Here is a 24,957-nt window from a genome sequence, read left to right on the forward strand (position 1 = left end):
GGTTCGGCAGCGAGGATCGGCAGTCAGCGGGCGCGGCGGCGGACCGTGCGCTCGAGAATCCCGAGGGTGGCTTTGAGCGCGGACCGGGGAACCACCGGAAAAGTCAACCGCTGCTTCAGTTTCTCCTCGATCTGCGACCAATCGCAATACGACGTGACCAGGGTGCCGCCCTCGGCCGGTGTCAGCCGATATCCGTAGATGTGGCCGTAGCGCCGGCCCCGGGTTTCGATGGTCCAGGCGATCTCCTCGTCCGGGACGAGTTCGGTGATGACGACCTCGACGTCGTACTTGCCCAAGGGCAGATCTCCCAGCGCCTCTCGGTCCATATGAACGACGAAGCGGTCGCCGGGACGCTGGACCGGCGTCCCCTCGGCGTCGAGGAGCATTCCCGACGCGTCGATGTCCACATGTCCCTTCGGATCGCTCAGGACCGCGAAGATCGCCTCGGGTGGCGCGGGAATGAGCCGCGATACCTCTACTCGTTCGGACTCCGCCGAATTCCCTTGGGCGGGTGGGCTTCCCGCGGTGGCGACGAGCACCGCCCGGCCGAGCACGTGTGCGGACATGGTGAAGCCGAGCAAGGCCGGAGTGGCATCGGCCGGTACGCCGATCGACTCGACATCGAGCGCGTGCACCACGACGAAGTACCGGTGCGGGCCGTGCCCGGGCGGGGGAGCCGCGCCGAGAAACCTTGCCGCGCGAGCATCATTGGGCAGTTGGAACGAACCCGCGGGCAGTCCAGACCCGGTGTCGTCACCGACGCCCTCGGGTAGCTCGGTGACATCGGCCGGGATGTCGGCCACCGCCCAGTGCCAGAACCCCGATCCGGTGGGTGCGTCGGGGTCGTAGACGGTGACGGCGTAGCTCGCCGTGCCTTCCGGCGCACCGCGCCAGGACAATTGCGGGGACATGTCCTGCCCGCCGGGAACACGGGCGGAATGCTGCGCGGGCGACCACGTGCCGCGGTCGGTGACGGAGGTGCTGGTGACGGTGAAGGAGGCCGCCTCGGGGAGGCGGGCGAAGGGATCGTTGGCGCTCATGTGTCTTCTTTCCGGGCCTTGCCGTTCATCTACCGCTCCCCACGCTACACAAATAATCGATTATTGGTCAGATCATCTATGATGTGGCCATGCACGGAACGCCACACGCTACGGACTCACCAGGGAAGAAGATGCTCTCCGAACAGGTCTACGGACATCTGCGGCGGGCGATCATGCGCGGCGAGTTCGCTCCCGGCGCGGCCCTCAAGCCGCACGACCTGGCGAAGCGGATGGATGTCAGCCTGGCCGTCGTGCGCGAGGCGCTGGTGCGGGTGGTCGGCGACGGTCTCGCCGATCGACTGCCCAACCGCGGCTTCGCCGTACCCGCTTTCACCGATCGCCGCTGGCAGGAGATCGCGGAGGCCCGCCGCACCATCGAACCGGTGCTGCTGCGCATGTCCATCGAGCGTGGCGACCTCGACTGGGAGACCCGCGTGCGCGCCGCTCACCACCGCCTGGCCCGCACTCCGGCCTACGTGCCAGGGGAGGGCGAGTACTACAGCGAGGCATGGTCCGAAGCGCATCGGCTGTTCCACCGCACCCTGATCGAGGGGTGCGGCAACCCGGTGCTACTGGAGACCTTCGACCGGCTGTGGACCGCGAGCGAGCTGGCCCGCCGCTGGTCGGCTCGCCGCACCCCCGACCGCGACGGGGCTGACGAACACCGCCGGCTGGAGGAGGCGGCACTGGCCCGCGACGCCGACACCGCCGCCGAGACACTGTCCCGGCATCTCTCCCTGACCGCGGCCGGACTGGAACCATGACCCGAAACCCGCTCAGGATCACCAGCTTTCGACAACCTGGACCATCTGCCGACCGAGGTAGTCGAGGTCGCGGCCTATCTCGTCCAAGCGGGCGCCCGCGGGTGTGGTCACACCGAGCAGTTCGGCGCCGCACCGCACTACCCGCACTGATCTCCCGGTTCCCCGCCCTGCGGCTCGCAGTGCCCGCGGACGACATCGTGATGTGGCCCGACCGCCTGGGAGTCCACGGGGTGCAACGGCTTCCTGTCACCTGGTAGGCGTCCGGGCCGCCGCCCCGCGACGAGTATCAGGAGGGTCATCAGGAGCAACGGAAACATGTTGTGCCACAGACCGTTCGGCGTCGATCCGGCGGCGGGCACGGCCGTGCCGAGGATCTGGCCGACCTGGATCAGCTGCAGCACCAGGCACACCTGCGGGTTCTCACTGATCCCGCGCGTGAACGCGGGAATGAACGCCAGCCTCTTCACCGATGTCGTCATGACGCCCTCCGAGCCGAAACGAGTGACCTGCCGCCAGCATGGGCTCGGCGCGGTGCGGGGGAGCGCTCGTCCCGGGCGATCAACGTCCTTCGCGCGCCTGTGCACGCTCAGCGGGCATTCGCCGATTCACCGTCGCCCCCGCCGAAAAGCCGCGATACGCTTGGTCATCAGTGTGATCAGCGGAGCTGCCTCATGATGATCGAACAGCTGACGGAAGCCCGGCACAGCATCTCGTGTGCGCGCCGCACCGCACGGGAAGCCAAGGCCACGGGCGCATCCGACTACGAGGCCGCGCTCGCGGTGCGCCGGCATTGCGGGCTGTCCCTGCTGCGCGCACACCGCATCGTGCACGGCTACACGCTCGTCGAAGCGGTCGACATGTTGAAAGAGATACTGCGCGAACGTGATACGCCCGCCGAGGGGCTCGCCCATCAGCGGATGTCGCAGTGGGAATGCGGCCAGGACACGCCGTCGCCGCACTACCTGGACGCACTGTGTTTTCTCTATCGAACCAGACCGGACCGGCTCGGATTCGGACATGACTACTCGGAACCGGATCCGGCCCCGACGAGAGGAGTCGAGGACGCCGTGGACCGCCGTCATTTCATGAGCCTCGCCGCCGCGGGGGCCATGTTCATGTCCGCGCCGCCGGCACTGAGCGGATGGTCGAATGCCGAACTCGAGCGCCCGGGTGGCGGACGGGCTGCCACGGCCTATGTCGGTTTGCTCGAGGAATTGACCGAGCAGAGCGGCTACGGCCTATACACCACGCCGCCCGCGGAATTCATCCCGTCCCGGATGATCGACCTCGCCCGCATCGAAGCGTGCCTGCTGGCCACCGAATCCGAGGACGCTCGATGCCGCCTGCACCGAATGTTCGCCAAGAATGCGGGATTCATCGCGATCCGCCTCAACGACATCGCCGGTCCGGCGGAAACTTTCGAATGGTTCCGTATCGCGCGCTTGGCCGCCGATCGCGCCGAGGACGCCACAGTGGCCGCGTGGGTCGCCGGGCATGTCGGCGACGCCTGCACCTGTCAGCGGCACGGATATCCCGCGGGGCTCACGGCGGCGCAGAAGGCCCAGGCCACCGGGACGACAGCGAATCCCGCCGCGGTGCTCGGCTATCTGGTAGAGGCGGGCATCCAGGCGCGCCTGGGCAGGCGCCGCGAAACCATCGGCGCCGTGCGCCACGCGGACCGGATGTTCGACGAACTGCCGTCCGATGCCACGGCAGCGGACGGTGTCGGTGTGAGCGAATATCTGTTGCGCTGGCATCAGGCCAACGCCTTGGCGGCGGCAGGAGCGCACCGGGCCGCCGAGCCACTGCGGAAACGGGTATTGGAGCTGCCGTTCATCCGGCACGACGAAATCGGAAAAGCGTTGCTGGACTTGGACGAGGCCGCCGCTCACTTCGCGGAAGGAGAGGTGGAACTGGCCTGCCATACGATCGGCTCCACCTGGCAACGGCTGCCTGGTGAATTCCGCACGGGGCAGGTGCCCCGCCGCGCCTTCGAAATCCTCGACGGACTGCGACCCGCGCACGCCGCGACCCCGGCGGTGGCCGACGTGCGTGAGCAACTCACTGTCCGAGCCGCTCAGAAATAGGATTCGAGCGTTCCGCGTCGCCGCACATCCAGCGTCGCGCAGTGGAAGGAGCCGCCGAAACTGTTGAAATGGCGGAAGTCGCAGGGGATCGGAGTGAGACCGAAGTCCTTCAGGGTACGGATCATCGGTTCGTCTCGGCGTTCGACGACAACGCGGCGCTCGTCGAGCATGAGCAGATTCATATTGATCCAGCGGCTGCTCATGTAGAACGGATGCGATTGCGGGACAATCGGTTCCGGGGCCACCGCTACGTCCCAATCCTTGAACAGTCTGGGTATCTCACGGACCCGGCTGGGATTGATCAGGAGTTTTCCGGGGGCGAGCGGCATGAGGGTGGCGTCGATATGCATCGGGTGCGGATCGTCGAACTCGAGGACATGGATGCGGAAATCCTCGCCGAGGTGGCGTTGCAGCCATTCGATGCCGAAGCCGTTGGTGACGTTGCTCTGTTGCGCGATGATGTCACGACCACAGCGAAGGAAGTCGGCGCCGTCGAAGGTCGGCTCGAATTCGGTGACCACCAGGCGCGGCGAGGCGCCGTCCGGGCGGGTGCCGGACCAGTTCTGGTCGTACTGGTCATCGAGCAACTCGGGTTTCGGCCCGGCGCTCCAGCGCGCCCCGGCCCGGAAGTACTCCTTCAGCAGCGGTCGATAGGCCAGGCTTTCGTAATAGCGGGCGCGCCATGCCATCGGGCATTCGATGATGTCTTCCCCGATCACCAGCAGCGCGTCGCGCGGCATTGCCGCGTACATGCCGGTGCTTGTCCACGCCTGCGTGGCATAGGTGACGCCCTGGGGGATCGGTTCCGGCCGGCGCACGGTCACGCCTTCGCCTTCGAGAATGCGCGCCAATTCGGTGAGTTCCGCGGCTGCCGCGTTCACCAGCTCCCGGGGAAACGGACTGCCCGCTCGCGCGCGGAAGGTCTCGAGCTGGTCGCTCGGCAGTACCGGCGGGAGGGCGATGTGCCACGGCGGAAAGCAAGCATCATCGACAATGCCGAGCACGACTTCCTCCAGCGGGTCCCACTCGGTGTAGGAACACACCGGAACCGCTCGCCCCTCCACCGGCATCCGCGCCCCCGTGAAATCCATTCGGGCCGATAGTGTTTCGGTCACCGATCCGCGTCGGAATCAACCATAGCGGATCGGTGGTCCGGTAGTTCCTCGAACAGGCTCGAAAAGCCCTGTTCGCCATGGCCTTCGGCGATGCGGTGGTCCATCAGGCGTTTGACCTCGCGCATCCGGGCGGCTTCCACGCCGACCGACTCGCGGTGGCCGATCAGGTCGTCCATCAGTGCCGCTTGGACATCGAGGGGGCCGAGGTCCGGTGGGTAGACGCCGTCGTGGACCGCCTTGCCGATCGAGGTGAGCAATGCCGGGTAGGCGGCCACCGATCCCGCGACGCGTTCGGCGAACTCCGCCACGTCGAGGCCTTCGGCTCGGACCAGCCGGAGCGTGTGCAGGAAACCGAGGAGCAACTCGTATCCCACCGCGACCTGGGCCATGAATTCCACTGCGGCCGCACCGGAGTCGGAGCCGTGGTAGGTGACCGTGCCCAGCGTGCGCAAGGTCGCCTCGTAGGTATCGAAGGCGTCGCGGGATCCACTGAACGGCAAGAGGATATTCGGTGTGCCCATGTACGGCGGATCGCCCATGAGCTTGCCGTCGAGGTATTCGGCGCCCCGCTCGTTCGCCCAGCGTTCGTTCGCCCGCGCCTGGGCCGGTGCGCCACTGGTGACATTCACCAGCACCTTGCCCGCTATCGCGGAATCGACCGAGTTCAATACCTCGTCGACCGCGCTGCTGTCGAGCAGGCAGACCACCACGAGCCGGCTCGCGGCCACCGCTTCGGCCGCGGTCGCGGCCGCCGTGGCGCCGGCGTCGACCAGCGGCGCGGTCTTCCTCGCGGTCCTGTTCCACACCGTCGTGCGATAGCCGCGGTCGACGAAGGTGCCGGCGATCGCCGATCCCATGGCGCCGAGCCCGAGAACGGTCACCGTGGGTGCCGCGTTGCCGTCGATGGTTGTCATGACGCTCCTCGCCGTATCGAGTGGAAACCTCCAGGTGAACGACGCTACGAGCTGAACCGGACTCGAGGTCCAGTGTGGCCTCCGTCACGGCGGGCGACTCCCGAACGGACGGTTACGGCACCAGCGGACCCGCCGCGCCCGTCGGAGCGAAGCGCTGGTCGGTGAGTTTGCGGAGTTTGCGCAGGAAGTAGCGGAAGGTCGCGTTCATGAACGGCGCGAACAGGCGCAGGGAGACCGAGGTGGCGCGGTCTCCCGACATGGCCATGGTCCAGGTGAGGCGGCAGCCCGTGGGAGTGGGGACGATGCGGTAGTCCTCGGCGAAGGCCTCGATGCCGCTCGTGGAGCACTCGTTGAAACGGAAAGCCATGTGAGAGTGCGGTTCCCAGGCGAGGAACTCCTCGTTGCCGACGATCCCGGCGCGCATCCGGACGGTACGCGTGGTGCCGATGCCGCGGGGTTCCGGGCTGGTCCAGGTGACATCGGTGATCACCGTGGCCCACTTCGGCCAGGCCGAGGCGTCGGCGAGCACCTCGAACACCTGCTCGGGGGTGACATTCAACTCGACGCTGTTGGAGTAGCGGTGCGGTGCCGTATCGGCGAAGCTCGCATCGACGTGCTTGCACGGGTGCAGGGTGGACATTCGGGCCTCTTTCGGTGAAAGTGTCTGCGGCACTGGTGTTTCGGCGGTCGTCGGACGGATTTCAGGACAGGAGTCGCCGCCCCAGCCGGGTGCCGAACCCGTACCGCACCACCGCCTCGAGGCTGCGCTGCGTCTTCTCCGAGTACGGGTACCAGACGCTTTCCTTCTTGGACTGCCACCGATCGATCAGCACCGGCTGGGCGTGGGTGAATCCGCGCAGTGCGTCGGTGCCGTTGACCTGGCCCACCCCGCTCTCCTTCCGGCCGCCGAACGGCGCCTCCGCGACCCCGTAGATGACCGACGCGTCGTTGTGGACCACGGAGCCGGTGACCAGCCGGGCGGCGATACGCCGCGCCTTGGCGGCGTCCTTGGTGAAGACCGAACCGCTCAGGCCGTAGCGGGAGTCGTTGGCGAGCCGGATCGCCTCGTCCTCGTCGCGCACGCGGGTGATCGCCACCACCGGACCGAAGGTCTCCTCGGTCATGAGCTGCATCTCGTGCGTGGCGCCGACGACGACCGTGGGCTGGAAGTACAGCCCGTTGCCCGCCGCGGGCGCACCACCGACGGCCACGTCGGCGCCCTTGGCCTTCGCGTCCTCGAGATGCCGGGTGACCACGTCGAGTTGCCGATCCCAGAACAGCGGTCCCATATCGGCCGCGCCCGGCCCGTAGGTGACGGCGGCGGCCTGTTCGGTCACGCGCCGGATGAATTCGTCGGCGACGGAATCGACCACATAGATCCGCTCGACGCTCATGCACACCTGCCCGGTGTTGAACATCGACAGGTACACCGCGCCCGCCGCCGCGCGGTCGAGGTCGGCGTCGGCGCACACGATCATGGCGTCCTTGCCGCCGAGTTCGAGGGTGTAGGGCAGCAGCCGCTGCGCGCAGGACGCGGCGATCTTGCGCCCGGTGCCGACGCTGCCGGTGAAGCAGACCTTGTCGATCTCCGCGTCGACCAGCGCGGCGCCGGTCTCGCCGTCACCGTGCAGGACCTGGACGACATCGTCGGGCACGCCCGCCTCGCGCAGGATCCGCACCACCCACTCGCCCGACCGGGGCGTCACCTCCGACGGCTTGAGGACCACCGAGTTTCCCGCCAGCAGCGCCTGCACGACGGGGTTGAGCGAGAGGATGAACGGCCCGTTCCACGGCGTGATCACGCCGATCACACCCAGCGGCTGATAGTCGATGTAGAGCTTCTTCAACGGCAGCAGATAGCCGTGCAGCCGCTGGCGGTGCGGGCGCAGATCGCGACGGGCGCGCGCACTCCAGTGGTTGAGGAAATCGCACCCGGCGACGATCTCCATCGTGAGCGCCTCGACCCGCGGCTTACCGGTCTCGGCGTGCACCGTGTCGATGATCTCCTCGCGGCGCGCCACCAGGATCCCGACCGCGGCGCGCAGGATATCGGCGCGCTCGGCGACGCCGCGGGCCGCCCAATCCGGCTGCGCGGCACGGGCTCTCGCCACCGCGGCGGCCACCTCCGCGGCATCGGCGACGTCGATCTCGTCGATCGGCCGCCGATCCACCGGGCTGTCCAGCGCCAGGCGGCGGCGACCGTCGGCGGTCCCCGGGATCGAGCGAACGATGGCCATGGGAATCTCCTCGGCTAGGACCGGACAGGGTGTGGCGAGCCTTGTCCGTACAGTTGTCCAGACGCTAGCCCATGAACCGGCGGCGGGCAATCCCCGGCCGGACGTCCCGATCAGCCCGCCTGCGCGAGACCGGCGAACAGGATCGCGTCGAACCGCTGGCGCAGCTTCTTCGCCGAGCGGGCGTCGAGGACGTCGGCGGCGTACTCGAGGAAGCCGAACAAGGCTCGGGGACGGCCCTTCTCGTCCTTCTCCTCGGTGAGGATGAGCGAGATGTCCCAGTCCGCCGGGGCGGCCGGTTCGGCGAGTGGCTCCCAGGAGGCGTCCAGGCCGGACCCGCGCAGGTCGGAGGCGGGAATGTTCTGGAACGCCAGCCGGATTCGCAAGCGCTCGCGGAGATCGAGGCATTCGGTGACGAATTCGAAAGGTGCGTCCTGATTGTCCATGGCGCGCAAGCTGATCCGGCGGACGCGCCGCAACAGGCGCGCGAAATCCGGCGCATCGGTGGTGCGGGTGCGCAGGACGAGGAAGTTCGTGAAGCGCCCGATCATCTCCTCCATCCCGACCTCGGTCCGTCCCGCCGTCGGCACGCAGATCGCGATGTCGTCGCCGTACCCGATCTCACCGAGCGCCAGGGTGAAGGCGGTATGGGCCAGCATGAACACGCTGGCATCGTGCGCGGCCGCCCCGTCCACCAATGCGCGATACCGATCTCGGTCCAGGTAGAAGGAGAGCCGGTGGGCCGGCGGAGGCGGCGTCCCGGCCGGACGGGTCGGCCGCGGAACCGGCGGCAGCCCGGCCAGCGTCTCCCGCCAGAACGCCAGCTGACCGTCGATCGGGGACCGTCCGCCCGCGCCGTCGACCAGGCGATGCTGCCAGATCGCGTGCTCGGCGTACTGCATCGGCAGCGGTTCCCACGCCGGCTCTGTGCCATCGCACCGCGCCCGCAGCGCCGTCCCCAGGTCCTGCACCAGCGGAGCCGGCGACCAGCCGTCGGCGGCGATGTGGTGCAGCACTATCAGCAGCAGATCACCGCGCCGGTCGGGGAACAGCCGCGCCCGCAACGGGACCTGCGTGCGCAGATCGAACGGTTGCCCGGCGCAGACGGCGACCTGCTTCGAGCCCGCGCCACCGGTGACCGTCTCGAAATCGAGTGCCTCGGTGCGGACGATCTGGTGTCCGGGGAAGACGGTTCGCAGGATCTCGTGCCGTCCGACGAGATCGGTGAGCGCCTGCGCCACCACCGCGGGCGGCGTCGATCCGGCGAGCCGCAGCGGGAGCACGTACGCGCGCCCGGGACCCGGACCGCGGCGCTCGGATTCGTTCAGCTCGAGCAGCCGTCGTTGCGGAAAGGACAGCGGCACAAGCGCGTTACGGACACTGTCGGCCCGAGCGGGCAACGCCCGGGGACGTGCGGACAATGCCGCGACGGCCGCGACGGTGCGCTGCTCGAAGATGTCCTGCACTCGTAGTTCGTCACCCAGTTCTCGCAGGATGCGGGCGCGCAGCCGGACGGCGCTCAGCGAGTCGCCGCCCATCCGGAAGAAGTCGTCATCGATGCCGATGTCGGCCAGACCGAGCACCTCGCGGAAGATCGCGGCGACGATCCGTTCGCGGTCGGTGCGCGGCGGCTTGCCCGTCGAGCGCGAGAGGAAGTCGGGCCGCGGCAGCGACTGGATGTCCAGCTTGCCGTTCACCGTCAGCGGCCACTCGTCCACGAGGGTGACCGCGGCGGGCACCATGTGGGCCGGAAGCTGTTCGGCCAGTTGCCGTTCGATATCGGCGACGGCCGCATTGTCGACGCCGCGGACGTACGCGAGCAGCTGCCCGTCCCGGACGATCGCCTTCGCGTCGATGGCGCCGCACCGCCGCAGCACCGCCTCGATCTCGCCGAGTTCGATCCGGAAGCCGCGCAACTGGACCTGCTGGTCACCGCGCCGCAGGTACTCCAGGCCGTTGCGGGCCCGCCGCACGATGTCGCCGGACCGGTACATGCGGGTGCCCGGCGGACCGTACGGATCGGCGACGAACCGGACGGCGGTGAGCCCCGGCCGCCCGAGATAACCGCGCGCCACCTGGGCGCCCGCCACGTACACCTCGCCCGTCGCCCACAGTGGCACCTGCCGCAGCCGCCCATCCAGGACGTGGGCGCCGACGCCGGACAGGCCGTCGCCGATGCCGCTGCCCACCGTGGCTTCGGTCACCACGTTCCGGTCCAGCGGCCGAAACGTCACGTGCACAGTGGTTTCGGTGATGCCGTACATGTTCACCAGCCGCGGCGCGTGGTCGCCGTGCCGGTCGAACCAGTCGCCGAGCCGGGACGGTGTCAGCGCCTCGCCGCCGAAGACGACGTACCGCAGCGCCAGGGGGCGATCCGGCGCGGCCCGGTCGGCCTCGTCGAGTAGCGCGAATGCCGAGGGCGTCTGGCTCAATACCGTGACCCGCTCGCGAAACAACAAGTCGCGGAACAGGTCCGGCGATCGAGATGTCGTATGGTCGACGATGACGGCCGTTCCGCCCGACACCAGGGCGCCCCATAGCTCCCACACGGCGAAGTCGAAGGCGAAGGAGTGGAACACGGTCCACACGTCGGTCGCGCGGAAGTCGAAGTGCGACAGGCCCTTCGTCAAGAGATGCACGATGTTGCCGTGTGTAATCGCGACACCCTTCGGCGTGCCGGTCGAGCCGGAGGTGTAGATCACGTACGCGAGATCGCCTGATCGCACCCCTGGCACACCGCCATGCGTCTCGGCGACCGCACTCAGCCTGTTCCGCAACCTCATGTCCGATGCCGCGGTGGTCGAGCCACCTACTGCGAGTCCACCCGTCGCCGTGGCGGTAGCACCTCCATCCGGCTCGATCAGCACCGATATGCTGGCCGGTAACGTCGCGGAGAACTCGGCACCGGTCAGCACGCAGTCCGGCCCGGCGTCGGCCAGCAGGTCCTCGAGCCGCTTGCGTGGATACGAAGGATCGAGCGGCAGATACGCCGCGCCCGAACGCAATACGCCCAGCAAGGCGATCGGTACCTGCGCGGAGCGCTCGAGCAGAACGGCGACCAGCGACCCCGGCCCGATGCCGCGTGCCAGCAGCCGCTGCGCCAGCGTGTCCGCGCGGTGCGACAACTCGGCATAGGTGAGCGTCTCGTCCCCGGCGCGTACGGCCACCGCGTCGGCCGAGGCGAGCACCCGGGCGTCCACCAGATCCACCAATGTCTCCGCGGCGGTCCGGCGCGCACCGTCGCTCCCCGGTAGACTGGCTTCCCGCGCCCGCTGCTTCGACGCCGGACCACACTCAGCCGTCACGTCCACCCACACTCCTGACGATCTGCGGCCTTACCTCGAATCGACCGACCAGCCCTGGCGACAGCCTGAACGGCTGTCCAGATCAGAACATCGGTGTCGGATCGGTCGATGTTAGGTATTTCGCCACTAATCTCGATGAGTGGGACGCGGACGTGGAAGGGATGGCCGGTGACCGGAACCGACGAGGCGATGACGGCGTGGCGAGTACTGCGGCCGGGTCCGATCGGGGGGCGTCCCATGGACCAGGTGCGGGCGCCCGTCCGGGCCCCGGGGCCGGGCGAGCTCCTGGTGCGGGTGCTGGCGTGCGGGGTGTGCCGCACGGATCTGCATGTGGCGGAGGGGGATCTGCCCGTGCACAGGGCGGGTGTGGTGCCCGGCCACGAGGTGGTCGGCGAGGTGGTGGCGCTCGGCGGCGGGGTGGGTGAGTGGTTCGCGCGCGGCGATCGGGTCGGCATCGCGTGGCTGCGGCACACCTGCGGGACGTGCAAATTCTGCCGGCGCGGCGCGGAGAATCTGTGCCCCGAATCCCGCTACACCGGCTGGGACGCGGACGGCGGTTACGCCGAATACACCACTGTGCCGGTCGATTACGCGCACCCGCTGCCGCGCGGGTACGCCGATGCCGAACTGGCGCCGCTGCTGTGCGCGGGCATCATCGGCTATCGGGCGCTCCAGCGGTCGGCGCTGCCGCTGGGCGGTCGGCTGGGCATCTACGGTTTCGGCGGCAGCGCGCACTTGGCCGCGCAGGTCGCGCTGGCCCGCGGCGCCGAGGTGCACGTGATGACCCGCGACGCGAAGGCCCGCGAACTCGCCCGGGAACTCGGCGTGGCCTCGGTGCAGGGCGCGGACGATCCGCCGCCGGTGGCGCTGGACGCGGCGATCCTGTTCGCACCGGTCGGCGACCTGGTGCTCCCGGCGCTGGCGGCGCTCGACCGCGGCGGCGTGCTGGCCGTCGCCGGCATCCATCTGACTGACATCCCCGTGCTGAACTACCAGCGTCATCTGTTCCAGGAGCGCGAGATCCGCTCGGTCACCGCGAACACCCGTGCGGATGCCCGCGAATTCCTGGCTTTCGCCGCCGAACATCATCTCGACGTCACCGTGCACCCGTATCCGCTGGCCGGCGCGGACCGGGCGCTGAACGATCTGGCGCACGGAAAGTTTGCCGGTGCGGCCGTGCTGATCCCCTGACACGCCGTAGACACGCCGAGTTTTCCACTCCTAGTTTGCGATTCGCGTGTGTTCTGCCGGGTTCTGCTGCTTTGCTGAAAAGAAAGTGGCGACGGATTCGGAGGATCGGCGGAAATGCATCGGGTAACACAGCAGCAACACGTCCGTGCCGCACGGCCGTGGCTGTGGACGGCACTGGCCGTGGCGGTGGTGACGGCGGCGGCGCTGTGGGTGACCAGGCCCGATCCCAAGGCCTGCCATACCGCACCGCCCGCGGCCGCGCCCGTGCGCCCGGCCACGACGCCCGGAACCGGTGTGCCCGAACCGATCCCGGCCCTCGAGCAGATCGACCCGCCGCAGCCGGTGGAGGCGCGCTACTACACCTTCCGGCAGGGTGTCGCCTGTTCTATCCCGGACCTGCCGGTGGACGGTTTCTACGTCGGGGTGCCGACCGCCGAGTACGCGGGCAGCGCGGCCTGCGGCACCCTGGTCCAGCTCGACGGGCCGCTCGGTTCGGTACGCGCCCAGATCGTCGACCGGTGCCCGGGTTGCGCGCCCGGCCACTACGACCTCAGCACCGCCGCCTTCACCCGGATCGCCGATCGGAGCACGGGGGTCGCGCAGATCCGGTTGCGCCGCATCCACAATCCGGTCCCCATCCCAGAACTGTTCTACCGGGTGCAGGACGGCTCCTCGGCGCACTGGTTCGGGTTGCTGGTCGCCAACAGCGGAAACCCATTGACGCGCGTCGAGATTAGGCCGGAGACAGGCGGTCCGGGCCGCGCGCTGATCCGCGGCGCGGACAACTACTGGTCTACCTCCGGCGCGGGTCCCGGCCCTTTCACGGCACTGGTGACCGACTCCGAAGGCCATCAGGCGCGGATTCCTGGCATCACCGTCGCGCCGGGGGAGGTGCGCCGCACCGGAATCGGGCTCTACACCTTCCCCGGTCCGGCGCCGGCCGTCACCGCGCCCGCTCCGCCCGTCACCGTGCCCGCGGCCGTGTGCGCGTGATCCCGCCCCGTGGTCGGCGGTAACGGAACGTCGCCCGGGAATTGCTGCTGGGTAACGAAATTCGTCCGGGCGTGGTTGCGGCGCGGCAATTGGGTATCGCTATAACAGAATTCGTTGCCACCTATGGGAATGCTCTCTACCTTGGCTGACATGGCCAATGACAATCGTCAGTGACAACAGTCACGCGGCCACTCACAACGGCGTGAGTAGGTGAGAACCATGGGCGACCCGAAGGTGTTGCTGTCCGGAAAGTGGCGTATCGCTTGGATATTCGCTGCCCTGCTACTGCTGATGGGCATCGCGTATCCGGCTCCACAGGCGAACGCGCAATGGTGCGCGGACGTGGAGGTGGTGGTGGCCAGAGGCACCGGGGAACCGGGCTATCTCGGCACGGGTGTGGGCGATCCGCTCTACGACGCCCTGCTGAACCGGCTACCCGTCGGTCTGAGCGCCTACCCGGTGAACTACCCGGCGGACCTGACCGACGTGTTCTCGGTGGGCAAGGGCAGCGCGGATCTCGTTGCGCACCTGGCCTATCAGGCGGCGGCGTGTCCCGATCAGCGGTTCATCCTGGCGGGCTATTCGCAGGGTGCGGTCGTGGTGCACACGGCGCTGGGCACCGGTATCACCAACGGCATTCCGGGCGCGGTCCGGATGGACGGTGAGCTGGGCGCACGCGTGTCGTCGGTGCTGCTGTTCGGCGATCCGCTGCGGCTGATCGGCTGGAGCGTGCCGGAACCGTATCTGTGGCGTACGGCCGACTATTGCGCGGCGGGCGATCCGATCTGCGGCGGCGGCCTCGACCCGAACGCGCACACCGTGTACGGCGGTTTCGTCGGTGCGGCAGCGGATTTCGCGGCCGACCGACTGTGACCCGTCAGCGTCGCTCGATCCGGCCCGACGGAGGGTCGACGGCCCCGCGAGTCCGCAGGTAGGACTCCAGGGCGTCGAGGTCCGTCGGGCCGACCGCCGCCCGGTCGCCCTCGGTGAACACGGTGAAACCGTCGCCGCCGGCGGCGAGGAAGTTGTTGGTCGAGACCGGGTACACCGCAACGGGATTCAGCGGTTGCCCGCCGATGCGCACGGTGTCGGGGAGTACCTTGCGTCCGGTGGGCGCGGCATCGGAATACGCGTAGCTGATACCGGCCACGGACAGCACACCGGCCTTGCCCGCGCCGTCCCACTGCTGCTCCAGCAACCGGAGAAGCTGCTGACCGGTCAGCACCACCGTCACGACCTGATTGCCGAACGGCTGCACGGTGTAGGCGTTCTCATAGGTGATGGCGCCGTCGGACAGGTCCGCGCGCACGCCACCGGCGTTCATGAACGCGGCGACGGCTCGGTCGGGGGCCATGGCGGCGAGCATGGCGTCGGCGATCAAATCGCCCAGCGGTGAGTCACCCGCCGGTGCGGGTTCGTTCGGCAGGGGAGCGGTCGCGGTGCCGATCACGCGTTCGGCGCGCGGTTCCGCCTGGGCGGCATAGAAATCCACGGTGCGAGCGGTCGCCGGATCCGGTGGCACATCCCGGGTGACGACGCGATTCACCGCGCGCGCGTCGACGGTGCCGTCGTGGAATCGCAGCGCGACATCGGTGATCAGCCGTCCGTAGGAGGCGGCCTGGGTGACCACCTTGCCCGCGATGGTGCAGTTGTACGCCTGGTGGCTGTGCGCGGTCATGATCACGCGAACCGCGGGGTCGGTGCGCTCGGCCAGCGCGGTGACGTTCGGGGTGATGTCGGCGCATCCGTTGTAGTCCAGCGGCCCGCCGTGGGTGCGCTGCGATCCGCCGTCGTGCATGAGCGCCACCACGGTTTCCGCGCCGGCGGCCCGCAGTTGCGGGACGAACTTATTGACAGCGTCGGCCTCGTCGCCGAAGGTGTAGCCGCGGATGCCCTCGGGCATCACGATGTTCACGGTCTCGGGGGTGACGGTGCCGATCACGCCGATCTTGTGGCCGCCCACCTCGAGCATCGTCCAGGGCCGCAGGCCGGGCGGGAGCTGCCCGTTGCCGTCGGTGACATTGGCGGCCAGGTAGGGGAATCGAGCGCCGGTGAACGGCTCGCCCGGCACGCAGCCGTCCCAGGCGCAGCCGCCCCGCTGCAGGCGCACCAGTTCCGGTATCCCGTCGTCGAATTCGTGATTGCCGACCGCGGAGGCCGCGGTGCCGATGCTGCCGAGGAAGCCGATGGTCGGCTCGTCGTGGAACAGCGCCGATACCAGCGGGCTGGCGCCGATATTGTCTCCGGCGGCGAGCACGGCGCTGTCCGGATATGCCGACTTCAGCCTGCCCAGGTGGGTCGCGAGATAGGCCGCGCCGCCGGCGGGGAAGGTGGCGATATGCCCGTTGCTGCCGGACGGGGGTTGGAGATTGCCGTGCAGGTCGTTGAGGCCGAACAGGTGTATCTCGCCGGGCTGCGGTGTCGGCAGGTCGTCCGTCGACACCAGCGGCACCGCACCGGGTTTCGGCGCGGGTGGTGCGGATCTATCGCCGCATCCGGCCGACGCGAGCAGCACGAGGGCGGTCGCCAGCACCCCACCGATTCGATGACGAGCCTTCATAGGAAACGACTTTCGCAGAAGCCGCTGGCGTGTGCGCGACGAGCAGGTGAATTCTGGTCGGTTGTCCCTCCCGGGGTCGGCGTTGCCCTATCCGCCGATCAGCTGTGACACCGTCACGAAGCGGTACCCGCGGGCGCGGAGGCCGTCGACGATGGGGACGACCGCGGCCCGTGAATCGGCCTGATACATGGCGTGCAGGAGGATGATCGAGCCGGGTCGGACCGCATCGAGGGTTTCGTCGACGATTCGTCCGGTCTCGGCGTCGCCGTGGGAATCCGGCTCGACGTCCCACATCACCGTCGTGCGATCGTGATCCGACAGGTACGTCGGCAGCGCGAACAGCTTCTTCCCGTACGGCGGGCGGAAGGTGATCGGGCCGTGGTACCCGGTCCGACGGATCTCGGCATCGGTGCGCTCGACCTCGTCGCGCACGGTCCCCGGGGTGACGAGGACGAACCGCCGATGGCTGTAGCTGTGGTTGCCGATCTCGTGCCCCGCCGCGGCGATGGCGGCGCCGTCCCCGGGGCGGGACGCGAGATCACGTCCGACGAGGTAGAAGGTCGCCGGAACCGCCAGTGCGCCGAGCGTCGCCAGGATCTCCGGCGTGCGCTCGGTCGGTCCGTCGTCGAAGGTCAGCGCAACCACCTTGTCGGCCGTATCAATCCGATGCACCAGCCGTCCCGCCACCTGATAGGTGCGAGAGTTCATCAGCACGTAGAGTCCGGCGCAGGCCGCCACCACGACGACCAGGCTGAGCGCGACGGGGATGAGCAACCTGCGTTTCACCCGGTGCAAACTAGCACGCGGCCAGGTTCGGTCAGCTGCGGCGAGCGTGCCGCGAGGCCGGATTGCCCGGCGAAATCACCAGTGCAGGCCGGGGATTCCGTTCGCGATGCGGGCGGCGGGACCGGGCAGGCTCATCAGCGGTTGGAAGATCGGAGCCAGGGCGAGTAGCGGGCCGCCGGCGGATTCGGCGTTCCGCGCGGGTGCGGCCTCGCGCGGGGTGTCCGAGGTGGTGGCGGACACCACTGCGCCTGCGCGCGTTGAGCTTTGCGAGTCGGCTGCCGTGCTGGGGGTCTCCGTATTGCCGATGTTCGCTGCCTGGCGGGCGGGCGTCGAATCGCCGAGCATGTGGAAGCTGCGGTGCAGGATTGCCTTCTTGACCGATGGCAGCACCGTGTCGACCAATTGCGCGAAGGTACCGATCGGGGTGTCGATGCGGGTCGGGCGCTGCTCCAGGGCGCGAACCACGATCGCGGCCGCTTGCTCGGGAGTGTGGACCGGAAGAGAGCGGTACAGCTCGGTCGGTGCGATCATCGGCGTGCGCACCAGCGGCATCCGGACCGAGGTGAAAGTGATTCCGGCATCGGCATTTTCGACCGCGGCGATCTCGCTGAAGGTATCCAGCGCCGACTTGCTGGCGACGTAGGCCGCGAACCGCGGCAGCTTGGTCTGCACGGCGATCGAGGAGATGTTCACGAAATGCCCGAAGCGGCGTTCCCGCATCGACGGCAGCAGCGCCAGGATCAGCCGCACCGCGCCGAAGTAGTTCACCGCCATGGTCCGTTCGAAATCGTGCATCCGGTCGGTGGATTCGAGGACCGAGCGGCGGATGGAGCGACCGGCGTTGTTGATGGCGTAGTCGACGTGATCGTGGTCGGCCAGCACCTGCTTGACCAGTAGCTCGACCGCCTTCTCGTCGGTGATGTCGCACGAGTATGCCTGCGCCGCACCGCTTTCCGCGCGCACCGCGGCGGCCGCGGATTCCAGTTCGTCCGGATTGCGGGCGACCATCAGCGCCGTGGCGCCGCGCCGGGCGACGGCGTGCGCGGTGGCCAGGCCGATACCGGAGGACGCGCCGGTGATGAGCACGATCCGGCCCCGCAGCGGGTCGCCGGTGCGGCGGGCGCGGTCGGGATCCAGGTGTGTGCGCCAGTATTCCCAGAGCTTGTCGGCATAGGAGTCGAACGCGGGCACCGGCAGGCCGCGCAGCCGGGCGCGGGTGGAGTCGGAGACGAATTCGGACTCGAACGACACGTGCGGCGCGACCTCGGCGGGAATTCTCCACTGCTGTAACAACAAATCTCGAACCTGCGTGACGCCGGGCAACTGCGCCAGCGCCCGCAGCGCGGACTGGCTGCCCGGCACGGTGCCCAGCCCGGTCGGCGCCCCGGCGGCGCGGGCCAGCGCGGCGTAGACGTCGCCGAACGGCTGCGGGTCCGGGTTGACCAGGTGGAAGGTGCGCCGGAGCAGCCCGGGGCGAGTGATCAGCCGGACCATGGCCGTCGCGACATAGTCGACCGGAACGATATTGGTGGCGCCCAGATCGGGCAGCGGGACCGGCAGGCCCGACGGCAGTCCCGCCAGGCGGGCGATGGCCGGGAAGAAGTAGTAGGGACCGTCGATCTTGTCCATCTCGCCGGTCCGGGAATCGCCGACGATGATCGACGGACGGTAGACCCGCCAGCGCAAACCCTTGGCCTCGCGCACCAGCTTCTCGGCCGCGAACTTCGTGCGATGGTACGGCGACGGCAGCTGCTGGCCGAGGTCGAAATCGTCCTCGAAGAACTTGCCGCGATGGTCACCGGCCACGGCGACCGACGACACGTGGTGCAGGACGGCGTCGAGTTCGGTCGCGAGGGCGATGACCGAGCGGGTGCCGGTGACATTCGCGGCGTAGGCGGTTTCCTCGTCGGCGGTCATGTCGTAGACCGCACCGAGGTGCACGATGTGCTCCACGCGCGGCGGAATATCCTGCAGGCCAAGGTTTTCCGAAGTCAGATCGCCGATCAGCGGGAAGACGCGGTGCTGCGCGCCCCAGCTGTCGGCCAGCTCGGCGAGCTTGGCGACCGAGGCCTCGCGGACGAGCACGTGGACCACCGCGTCGTGATCGTGCTCGAGCAGGCCCTGCACCACGCGCCGTCCCAGGAATCCGGTGCCGCCGGTAACGAGATAGGAGACCATCGTCCCTCCTTTGCCTGTCGAACTCGTTGTCGCGCAACGGTTTCCGCCGATGCGCAGCAATGTTCGCCCGACATGCATCGGTGGATGCGGACGCGGAATGATTCAGCCCGCTAGCAGAGGCAGGGGCTGGATAGAAACACCTTCGTGTCTAACTGGTCAGTAACTTTAACGGTGGCGGGCGGGTGCTCGCAACCCGACGGCGCCTCTCGCGGTGTGGGTCTTGTCACCACGTGAGACGCCGTTCGGTATGTGTGTCAATGGATTTGATGTAACCGCGAGAACCAGGTGGCTACCGATCGGCAATCATCGGTTCGGCGGAGATCAGCCCTGCTGACGGACCGGGAATTCCCCTGCCAGTTCCTGGAACAGAGCGGTGTTGAACGCGAAGGCGCGCTGGCATTCACCGAGGACACGCTGCTTCTCGAGATCGTCGACGGCCAGCTGGTCCAGCAGGACGCGGTACTCCCGCTTGAACGCGGCCGGGTTGGGAATCTGGTCGAAGACGTAGAACCGCACGCCGTCACCACGTTTGGGCAAATGCCACAGCTTCTCGGCGGTGCCGCGGATGACCTGCCCGCCGGACAGGTCGCCGAGGTAGCGCGTGTAGTGGTGGGCGACGTAACCGGCCGGCCAGGTGCGCGCGCAGTCCTCGATGCGGGCGGCGTAGTCGGCGGTGGCGGGCAGCGGATCGAGGTCGCCGCGCCAGCTCTCGCCGCCGAGATGGGCGAGATCGGCCTCGAGGTGCGCCAGCCGCGCCAATTCGGGACGGACGAACGGACCGGCCACCGGATCATCGGCGAGGTCTCCCCAGTGCGCCTCCAGCGCGCGGTACACATGCCACAGCTGGCCGGTATAGCGGTAGAACGCCGCCACGCCGAGGGCACCGCCGAGCATGTCGCTCATGAACGTGGAGTTCTCCGCGTCCGCGTGCTGCCGCTCGGTAGCGGTGCGGATCTGTGTCGAGAACGGCACGGTCTCCGACGATGGTGAAGTCTTCGGCATGGATCCTGCTTCCTCACCCGACCCCGGGATCACAACTATGGGTTACCTAACTTCTCTACCTAGACCATACCCGGGCGCTGGACCACACGAATCAAACTTTCGGACGAGGGCGGGTCAGCGGGCGAGGAGGGTGTGGTGGGTTGTGCGGGAGAGTTTTTCCGGGTTGCGGACGGAGTAGAGGCCGGTGATGCGGGTGTCGTCGACGCGGACCGCCATGATGGTGTCGACCTCGCCGTCGAGGCGGAGGATGAGTGCCGGGTAGCCGTTGATCTGCGCCGGTTCCACCGTCATCTCGCGGCCGATGCGGGGAAGGCTGCTCGCCAGCAGGGCGGCCACGGAGTCGGCGCCGACGATGGGTTGCAGGGCGGCCTGTTTGATGCCGCCGCCGTCGCCCAGGAACACGACATCGGGGGCGAGTTGATCGAGTAGGCCCTGGATGTCGCCGGTTTCGATGGCGCGCTGGAATGCCTCGATGGCCTGGCGGGTGTCGGCGGGGGAGATCACGCCGCGCGGGCGGCGGGCGGCGACGTGTGCCCGGGCGCGGTGGGCGATCTGGCGGACGGCGGCCGGGGTCTTGTCGACGGACTCGGCGATCTCGTCGTAGCCGAGGTCGAACACCTCCCGCAGCACGAAGACCGCGCGCTCGGTCGGCGCGAGGGTCTCGAGCACCAGCAGCATCGCCATCGACACGTGCTCGGCGAGTTCCACGTCCTCGGCGACATCGGGCGCGGTCAGCAGCGGCTCGGGCAGCCACGGGCCGACGTAGGACTCCTTGCGGCGCCCGAGCGAGCGCAATCGCATGAGTGCCTGGCGCGTGGTGATGCGCACCAGGTAGGCGCGCTGATCCTGCACCGTGTCCAGGTCCACGGCCACCCATTTCATCCAGGTCTCCTGCAGGACGTCCTCGGCGTCGGCGGCCGAGCCGAGCATCTCGTAGGCGACGGTGAACAGCAGATTCCGGTGGGTGACGAAGACGCCGGTGGCGTCGGCGGTGGGCTTGCTCATGGGTGGCTCCGGTCTGCTCGCTGTTCGACTCTCGCCCACACGATGCCGAGGCGTGCCCGTTTGTGACAGCCATCGGCGGTGGCATAGGTCACATCGTCGCGCTGTCACGGGGATCGGCGCGTCGGCATCTTGTGGTCGTTCGATCAACGACACACAGTGAGGACGACATCATGGAACCCCGTTTCAACATGTTCGACAGTGAACTCGGCGCGAAGTTCGCCAAGCGATTCGGCAATGCCAGCCTGGTGGTCGTGCAGTCGGACCTGCCGAAGGCCACGCAGGACCTGATGATGTTGCGCGTCAGCCAGATCAACGGCTGCGCGTACTGCACCGACATGCACAGCAAGGACCTGGCGCACGCCGGTGAGTCGGTCGCCCGCATCAACCTGGTCGCCGCCTGGCGCGAGTCCACCGTCTACACCGAGCCCGAACGGGCGGCGCTCGCGCTTGCCGAGGAGGGCACCCGGATCGCCGACGCCCACACCGGCGTGTCCGACGAAACCTGGGCCGCCGTCCGCAAGCACTACGACGACGACCAGATTGCCGCCCTTGTCGCCTTGGTCGCCCAGATCAACGCGGCCAATCGCCTGGGGGTGATCGTGCGCCAGCAGGGTGGGTCGTACGAGCCCGCGCCGAACTGAAGTCCGGGGGTGCCCGGCCTTCAAACCAGGCCGGGCCCTCGGTCGCCGCACCCCTGTTCACTTCGAGGCGCGGCTGGTGAAGGAAAGCATCCGGTTCAGTCTCACAGCGCGACGTCGGCAGTTTCCACACGCCGGCACCCCCGCCTGCTCGGTGCCTTTCTTGATCACGTCACCGAGTCCGATTTCTGTTTTGACCAGCCATCGCGGTAAACGGACCACGAAGAGAGGTCCGCGCTTGTGTCGTTGTCTCGCAATGGGATTCGGCATGTTACTCGGGGCTCGTTCCTACGCCGTTTATCTGCTTCTGATGGTCCCATTTCTTACCGTCGAACACCGACCACCACAATGCCTGATCGCCCAGCATTCCTTTCCATACCGCGAAAAGCGCGTCGTCGAAATTCGCGAGACCGGGACCGATGCTCGAGGCGACGCCCTCGATACGTTGCTGAGGCGCCCAACCGCGGCCGTCGAACGAAGACCACCAGATGCCCTGGTCGCCCGCTTGCCCCTTCCATGCCGCGTATAGCTTTCCGTCGAAACTCGCCAGCGAGGGGCCGATGCTGGAAGCCACCCCTGGGATGTTTTGCTGAGCTGCCCACGACACCCCGTCGGACGAAGACCACCAAAGCCGCTCGTCGCCCTCGACGCCCTTCCACGCGGCATACAGTCGTCCATCGAATTCGGCCAGCGCGGGCCCGATGCTGGAGCCGACCCACGGAATGGCTTGCTGCGGTTCCCATTCCTGCCCGAACCAGGATGACCACCAAATCCGTTCGTCGCCGTCGACGCCTTTCCACGCGGCGTACAGTCGTCCGTCGAACTCGGCCAGCGCAGGTCCGATGCTGGAACCCGCGCCCGGTACGGCGCGCTGGGGAGCCCACGAGGAACCGTCGTACGAGGACCACCACAGCCGCTGGTCACCGGTCACGCCTCGCCAAGCCGCGTACAGCTTGCCACCGACACTCGCCAGCGACGGCCCGATGCAGGACCCCACATCATCGATGTGGCGCTGGGCAGCCCAGCTGCTGCCGTCGCAGGTGGACCACCACAATCCTTGATCGCCGGTGACGCCTTTCCACGCGGCGTACAGCTGACGGTTCACGGCCGACAGCCCGGGCGCCCGACCGTCGATGGAGGCTATCGTCAGAGCCGCCCCGGGGTACGCGCCGCCGCCGGCGAGAGCGCATTCTCCACTGGGAGAGAGAGGATCATCGAACCATTCGGTGACGTGAAACGTGGTCCCGCTGCCCAGTCCGAGGTCAGGACCCGACCATTCGTAGAGCGTCCCGTTCTCACACCCCTGGTAGTCCGCCCAGACCGCAAACTTCGTCGAGTGGACCCATTCGAAATCGTACTGCCACGCCATTCCGTGCCGCGTGCAGGTATCGAACCATTCCCAGGGCCACCCCCCTGGACACCAATATTTATGATCGTGTGGAACGAGCCTTCCCATGGTGCACTCCCAATCCCGCAGGCTTGTTATATAGATACGCCGTCTCACTGCACCATGCTGCTTACCCCTCTTCTAGAGCAGAAGGCCCCTGACTATGGTCTGTTTTCGCCCGACGGAGTAATTCAGGGCAGGACAGCTCCTGTTTCGAGCGTCAATGCCGAAGGGCGTGAGTGCGCGCGGATTTCGACGCTACTTGCCGTGCGCGTTGTTCGTGGGCGCGAATTCGACACCACTGTAGGGGTGAGGGTGTCCGGCCTGGTCGATCCAGGCCATCGAACCGTCCCTACAAGGATGTCCCCAACCAGGATGCGAATCCGAGCAGACTGTCCTGCTGCCGTCGCTGGGCCGAAGCGATGCCGTGCAGTGTCTCCCGGACCGACGGATGCAGCCGGGTTTGCTGCGGCGCGGCGATGCGGGCCTTGTTCAGCGCGATCAGGGCCTTGTCCGGTTTACCGGCCATCAGCCATGCACGGGCATTGTCCTGCCAGTGGTGCCCGGCACGCGGCGCGGCCATATCGGCAGGCAACTGCAATGCCGCGCCGTAGGTGGCCGCCTTGCCCGGATCTCCTGCCTCGAGTTCGACCGCGCAGGCGTGTATCTCGACGTTTCCGGGTCCGAAATCGGTTGTGTAGAGGTCGCTTTCACGACTCATCGGCTTCGCGATCCGGCGGGCCGCGGCGATGTGGTCCTGCGCGACGTCCAGTCGTCGGCCGCGGGCCGCGACGATCGCGCCGCGCAGATGGCCGTAACCGCGGAGCACGCGCTCGTTCTCGCTTTCCCCGGGGACCAGGCGCAGTCCCCGGTCGATCAGCGAGATCGCGACGTCGGTCGATCCGTGCGACATCAGCAATCTGGACCGCTTCATCAGGCTTCGCACCGCGTAGCCGGGATCATCGGTATGCGCGGCGACCCAATCCAGCCGATCGAGTACCAATGCGGTCAGCGAGGAGTAGCCCAGTCGGCAGCACGCGCATTCGGCGGCAATATAAGCGCCGCAAAGCATTTCATACGCCCGAACACGTGCAGGACCGGACGAGGTCTGGATGGCACCGTGCAACTGCCGGATCAACGTGGGCAGCATTGCCAGTGCGCGCCGAGTCTTGTCGCCACGCAGAGCCGCTTCCACGACGGAAAGCTGACTCGCAGACTGCGTTTCCGACGGTGCCTCTAGCGGCTGCACATACGTGCCTTCGGCCATGACCGCGCGCAGGTCGCCCAACCCTTCGAGCGGCCCGTCTTCTTCGAGCGACTCGACATACGGCGTGCCCTGCAACCGATCCGGGTCCACCCCGAGCGCCTTCGACACGGCCGCGACAAAGCCCGGCGACGCGACCTCCCGCCCCTGCTCGACCGCCTTGACCATGCTCAGGCTGTACCGAGCGCGACCGGCCAACTGCACCTGGCTCAAACCCGCGATCTTTCGTTCCGAGGCAATGGCCTGCCCCACATGCCGGCCCATAGGTCGAGGGTAGACCCGGTATCGCACGGTCATTGGAGGATGTTGCGCTCTGTTTCTGAGCCGTCTCCCGGCGCTGACCGCGGCGATTGTTGGTGGAGCCCATCGCAGCTGAAAGGGGACTGGCCCGTTTTGCTTCGCCGTCCGGGGCGCCGCAGACATAGATTGCTGTGTTCCCGCGTAGAAGCTGTTGCCGAAGTCCATCGGCGACCGTGACCCTCGAGTTCTACACG

General features: G+C 68.0%; 21 protein-coding genes and 1 pseudogene. 6 read left to right on the forward strand and 16 right to left on the reverse strand.

From position 1 onward, the window contains the following. Positions 1-23 precede the first annotated feature (23 nt). Both ACFMRZ_RS01530 and ACFMRZ_RS01535 read right to left on the reverse strand, forming a co-directional pair. Positions 24-539: an SRPBCC family protein gene (locus ACFMRZ_RS01530; RefSeq protein ID WP_400182746.1), complete on the reverse strand. Its 516-nt coding sequence runs from the start codon at positions 537-539 to the stop codon at positions 24-26. Continuing rightward, positions 513-1,040, reverse strand: a pseudogene (locus tag ACFMRZ_RS01535) (YbhB/YbcL family Raf kinase inhibitor-like protein); the annotation flags it as partial. The gene ACFMRZ_RS01530 and the pseudogene ACFMRZ_RS01535, both read right to left, overlap by 27 nt. An 89-nt stretch (positions 1,041-1,129) precedes the next feature. On the opposite strand from ACFMRZ_RS01535, the gene ACFMRZ_RS01540 reads away from it, so the two are divergent. Further along, complete coding sequence (locus tag ACFMRZ_RS01540) at positions 1,130-1,804, forward strand: GntR family transcriptional regulator (protein ID WP_400177568.1); 675 nt, start codon at positions 1,130-1,132, stop codon at positions 1,802-1,804. A gap of 18 nt (positions 1,805-1,822) precedes the next feature. Here ACFMRZ_RS01540 and ACFMRZ_RS01545 read toward each other — a convergent pair whose 3' ends face one another. Together ACFMRZ_RS01545 and ACFMRZ_RS01550 are read right to left on the reverse strand one after the other, a co-directional pair. Continuing rightward, the gene (locus tag ACFMRZ_RS01545) at positions 1,823-1,951 is read right to left on the reverse strand and encodes a hypothetical protein (RefSeq protein WP_400177569.1); all 129 of its coding nucleotides are present in this window, start codon (positions 1,949-1,951) and stop codon (positions 1,823-1,825) included. After that, positions 1,942-2,283: a hypothetical protein gene (locus tag ACFMRZ_RS01550; RefSeq protein ID WP_400177570.1), complete on the reverse strand. Its 342-nt coding sequence runs from the start codon at positions 2,281-2,283 to the stop codon at positions 1,942-1,944. The genes ACFMRZ_RS01545 and ACFMRZ_RS01550 overlap by 10 nt, the downstream gene beginning before the upstream one ends. 192 nt (positions 2,284-2,475) lie before the next feature. Here ACFMRZ_RS01550 and ACFMRZ_RS01555 point away from each other — a divergent pair, with 192 nt between their 5' ends. Beyond that, positions 2,476-3,891 carry a hypothetical protein gene (locus tag ACFMRZ_RS01555; protein WP_400177571.1) on the forward strand — a complete coding sequence of 472 codons (1,416 nt, stop codon included), beginning with the start codon at positions 2,476-2,478 and terminating at the stop codon, positions 3,889-3,891. Here the strand turns inward: ACFMRZ_RS01555 and ACFMRZ_RS01560 are convergent. From ACFMRZ_RS01560 to ACFMRZ_RS01580, 5 genes are all read right to left on the reverse strand, one after another. Further along, positions 3,882-4,982, reverse strand: coding sequence for a hypothetical protein (locus ACFMRZ_RS01560; RefSeq protein WP_400177572.1), 1,101 nt, complete (start codon positions 4,980-4,982; stop codon positions 3,882-3,884). The genes ACFMRZ_RS01555 and ACFMRZ_RS01560 overlap by 10 nt on opposite strands. A 20-nt stretch (positions 4,983-5,002) precedes the next feature. Continuing rightward, entirely contained in the window at positions 5,003-5,920 is a 918-nt protein-coding gene (locus ACFMRZ_RS01565; protein WP_400177573.1) for an NAD(P)-dependent oxidoreductase, read from the reverse strand. A 112-nt stretch (positions 5,921-6,032) separates the two neighbouring features. After that, positions 6,033-6,551, reverse strand: coding sequence for an SRPBCC family protein (locus tag ACFMRZ_RS01570; protein WP_280270337.1), 519 nt, complete (start codon positions 6,549-6,551; stop codon positions 6,033-6,035). 70 nt (positions 6,552-6,621) lie between these two features. Beyond that, positions 6,622-8,157, reverse strand: coding sequence for an aldehyde dehydrogenase family protein (locus ACFMRZ_RS01575; RefSeq protein WP_400177574.1), 1,536 nt, complete (start codon positions 8,155-8,157; stop codon positions 6,622-6,624). A gap of 110 nt (positions 8,158-8,267) precedes the next feature. Next, on the reverse strand, positions 8,268-11,465 hold the full coding sequence (locus tag ACFMRZ_RS01580; protein WP_400177575.1) for an amino acid adenylation domain-containing protein: 3,198 nt from the start codon (positions 11,463-11,465) through the stop codon (positions 8,268-8,270). 183 nt (positions 11,466-11,648) lie between these two features. Between ACFMRZ_RS01580 and ACFMRZ_RS01585 the strand changes: the two genes are divergently transcribed. The 3 genes from ACFMRZ_RS01585 (at position 11,649) to ACFMRZ_RS01595 (ending at position 14,516) form a co-directional block, all read left to right on the forward strand. Beyond that, entirely contained in the window at positions 11,649-12,650 is a 1,002-nt protein-coding gene (locus ACFMRZ_RS01585) for a zinc-binding alcohol dehydrogenase family protein (protein WP_400182747.1), read from the forward strand. Between the two features lie 114 nt (positions 12,651-12,764). Then, positions 12,765-13,643, forward strand: coding sequence for an expansin EXLX1 family cellulose-binding protein (locus tag ACFMRZ_RS01590; RefSeq protein ID WP_400177576.1), 879 nt, complete (start codon positions 12,765-12,767; stop codon positions 13,641-13,643). A gap of 219 nt (positions 13,644-13,862) precedes the next feature. Next, positions 13,863-14,516 (forward strand): cutinase family protein, encoded by a 654-nt coding sequence (locus ACFMRZ_RS01595; RefSeq protein WP_400177577.1) that lies wholly within the window; start codon positions 13,863-13,865, stop codon positions 14,514-14,516. 4 nt (positions 14,517-14,520) lie between these two features. Here the strand turns inward: ACFMRZ_RS01595 and ACFMRZ_RS01600 are convergent, their stop codons facing one another. The 5 genes from ACFMRZ_RS01600 to ACFMRZ_RS01620 all read right to left on the reverse strand — a co-directional run bounded on the left by ACFMRZ_RS01600 (position 14,521) and on the right by ACFMRZ_RS01620 (position 21,174). Further along, positions 14,521-16,203, reverse strand: coding sequence for a bifunctional metallophosphatase/5'-nucleotidase (locus ACFMRZ_RS01600; protein WP_400177578.1), 1,683 nt, complete (start codon positions 16,201-16,203; stop codon positions 14,521-14,523). A gap of 87 nt (positions 16,204-16,290) precedes the next feature. Continuing rightward, a complete protein-coding gene (locus tag ACFMRZ_RS01605; RefSeq protein WP_400177579.1) occupies positions 16,291-16,989 on the reverse strand; it encodes a polysaccharide deacetylase family protein in 699 nt (232 codons plus the stop codon). Positions 16,990-17,064: 75 nt separating this feature from the next. Further along, complete coding sequence (locus tag ACFMRZ_RS01610; RefSeq protein ID WP_400177580.1) at positions 17,065-19,167, reverse strand: SDR family oxidoreductase; 2,103 nt, start codon at positions 19,165-19,167, stop codon at positions 17,065-17,067. A gap of 321 nt (positions 19,168-19,488) precedes the next feature. Continuing rightward, the gene (locus ACFMRZ_RS01615; protein ID WP_400177581.1) at positions 19,489-20,169 is read right to left on the reverse strand and encodes a heme oxygenase (biliverdin-producing); all 681 of its coding nucleotides are present in this window, start codon (positions 20,167-20,169) and stop codon (positions 19,489-19,491) included. A 114-nt stretch (positions 20,170-20,283) separates the two neighbouring features. After that, on the reverse strand, positions 20,284-21,174 hold the full coding sequence (locus ACFMRZ_RS01620) for an RNA polymerase sigma-70 factor (protein WP_400177582.1): 891 nt from the start codon (positions 21,172-21,174) through the stop codon (positions 20,284-20,286). Positions 21,175-21,344: 170 nt separating this feature from the next. Here ACFMRZ_RS01620 and ACFMRZ_RS01625 point away from each other — a divergent pair, with 170 nt between their 5' ends. Then, a complete protein-coding gene (locus ACFMRZ_RS01625) occupies positions 21,345-21,815 on the forward strand; it encodes a carboxymuconolactone decarboxylase family protein (protein WP_280272397.1) in 471 nt (156 codons plus the stop codon). A gap of 268 nt (positions 21,816-22,083) precedes the next feature. Here the strand turns inward: ACFMRZ_RS01625 and ACFMRZ_RS01630 are convergent, their stop codons facing one another. Both ACFMRZ_RS01630 and ACFMRZ_RS01635 read right to left on the reverse strand, forming a co-directional pair. Beyond that, positions 22,084-23,181, reverse strand: coding sequence for a hypothetical protein (locus ACFMRZ_RS01630; RefSeq protein WP_400177583.1), 1,098 nt, complete (start codon positions 23,179-23,181; stop codon positions 22,084-22,086). A 370-nt stretch (positions 23,182-23,551) separates the two neighbouring features. Beyond that, complete coding sequence (locus ACFMRZ_RS01635; RefSeq protein WP_400177584.1) at positions 23,552-24,928, reverse strand: helix-turn-helix domain-containing protein; 1,377 nt, start codon at positions 24,926-24,928, stop codon at positions 23,552-23,554. Positions 24,929-24,957: the final 29 nt, after the last annotated feature.

It is taken from the genome of Nocardia sp. N2S4-5 (assembly GCF_044628355.1).
Lineage (GTDB): Bacteria > Actinomycetota > Actinomycetes > Mycobacteriales > Mycobacteriaceae > Nocardia > Nocardia wallacei_B.

Bases quoted from the DNA above. Each gene is read 5' to 3' on its own strand.
- ACFMRZ_RS01540 (WP_400177568.1), top strand. From the start codon at position 1,130: ATGCACGGAACGCCACACGCTACGGACTCACCAGGGAAGAAGATGCTC.
- ACFMRZ_RS01550 (WP_400177570.1), bottom strand. From the start codon at position 2,283: ATGACGACATCGGTGAAGAGGCTGGCGTTCATTCCCGCGTTCACGCGC.
- ACFMRZ_RS01555 (WP_400177571.1), top strand. From the start codon at position 2,476: ATGATGATCGAACAGCTGACGGAAGCCCGGCACAGCATCTCGTGTGCG.
- ACFMRZ_RS01560 (WP_400177572.1), bottom strand. From the start codon at position 4,982: ATGGATTTCACGGGGGCGCGGATGCCGGTGGAGGGGCGAGCGGTTCCG.
- ACFMRZ_RS01565 (WP_400177573.1), bottom strand. From the start codon at position 5,920: ATGACAACCATCGACGGCAACGCGGCACCCACGGTGACCGTTCTCGGG.
- ACFMRZ_RS01575 (WP_400177574.1), bottom strand. From the start codon at position 8,157: ATGGCCATCGTTCGCTCGATCCCGGGGACCGCCGACGGTCGCCGCCGC.
- ACFMRZ_RS01585 (WP_400182747.1), top strand. From the start codon at position 11,649: ATGACGGCGTGGCGAGTACTGCGGCCGGGTCCGATCGGGGGGCGTCCC.
- ACFMRZ_RS01590 (WP_400177576.1), top strand. From the start codon at position 12,765: ATGCATCGGGTAACACAGCAGCAACACGTCCGTGCCGCACGGCCGTGG.
- ACFMRZ_RS01595 (WP_400177577.1), top strand. From the start codon at position 13,863: ATGGGCGACCCGAAGGTGTTGCTGTCCGGAAAGTGGCGTATCGCTTGG.
- ACFMRZ_RS01600 (WP_400177578.1), bottom strand. From the start codon at position 16,203: ATGAAGGCTCGTCATCGAATCGGTGGGGTGCTGGCGACCGCCCTCGTG.
- ACFMRZ_RS01610 (WP_400177580.1), bottom strand. From the start codon at position 19,167: ATGGTCTCCTATCTCGTTACCGGCGGCACCGGATTCCTGGGACGGCGC.
- ACFMRZ_RS01615 (WP_400177581.1), bottom strand. From the start codon at position 20,169: ATGCCGAAGACTTCACCATCGTCGGAGACCGTGCCGTTCTCGACACAG.
- ACFMRZ_RS01620 (WP_400177582.1), bottom strand. From the start codon at position 21,174: ATGAGCAAGCCCACCGCCGACGCCACCGGCGTCTTCGTCACCCACCGG.
- ACFMRZ_RS01625 (WP_280272397.1), top strand. From the start codon at position 21,345: ATGGAACCCCGTTTCAACATGTTCGACAGTGAACTCGGCGCGAAGTTC.
- ACFMRZ_RS01630 (WP_400177583.1), bottom strand. From the start codon at position 23,181: ATGGCGTGGCAGTACGATTTCGAATGGGTCCACTCGACGAAGTTTGCG.
- ACFMRZ_RS01635 (WP_400177584.1), bottom strand. From the start codon at position 24,928: ATGGACTTCGGCAACAGCTTCTACGCGGGAACACAGCAATCTATGTCT.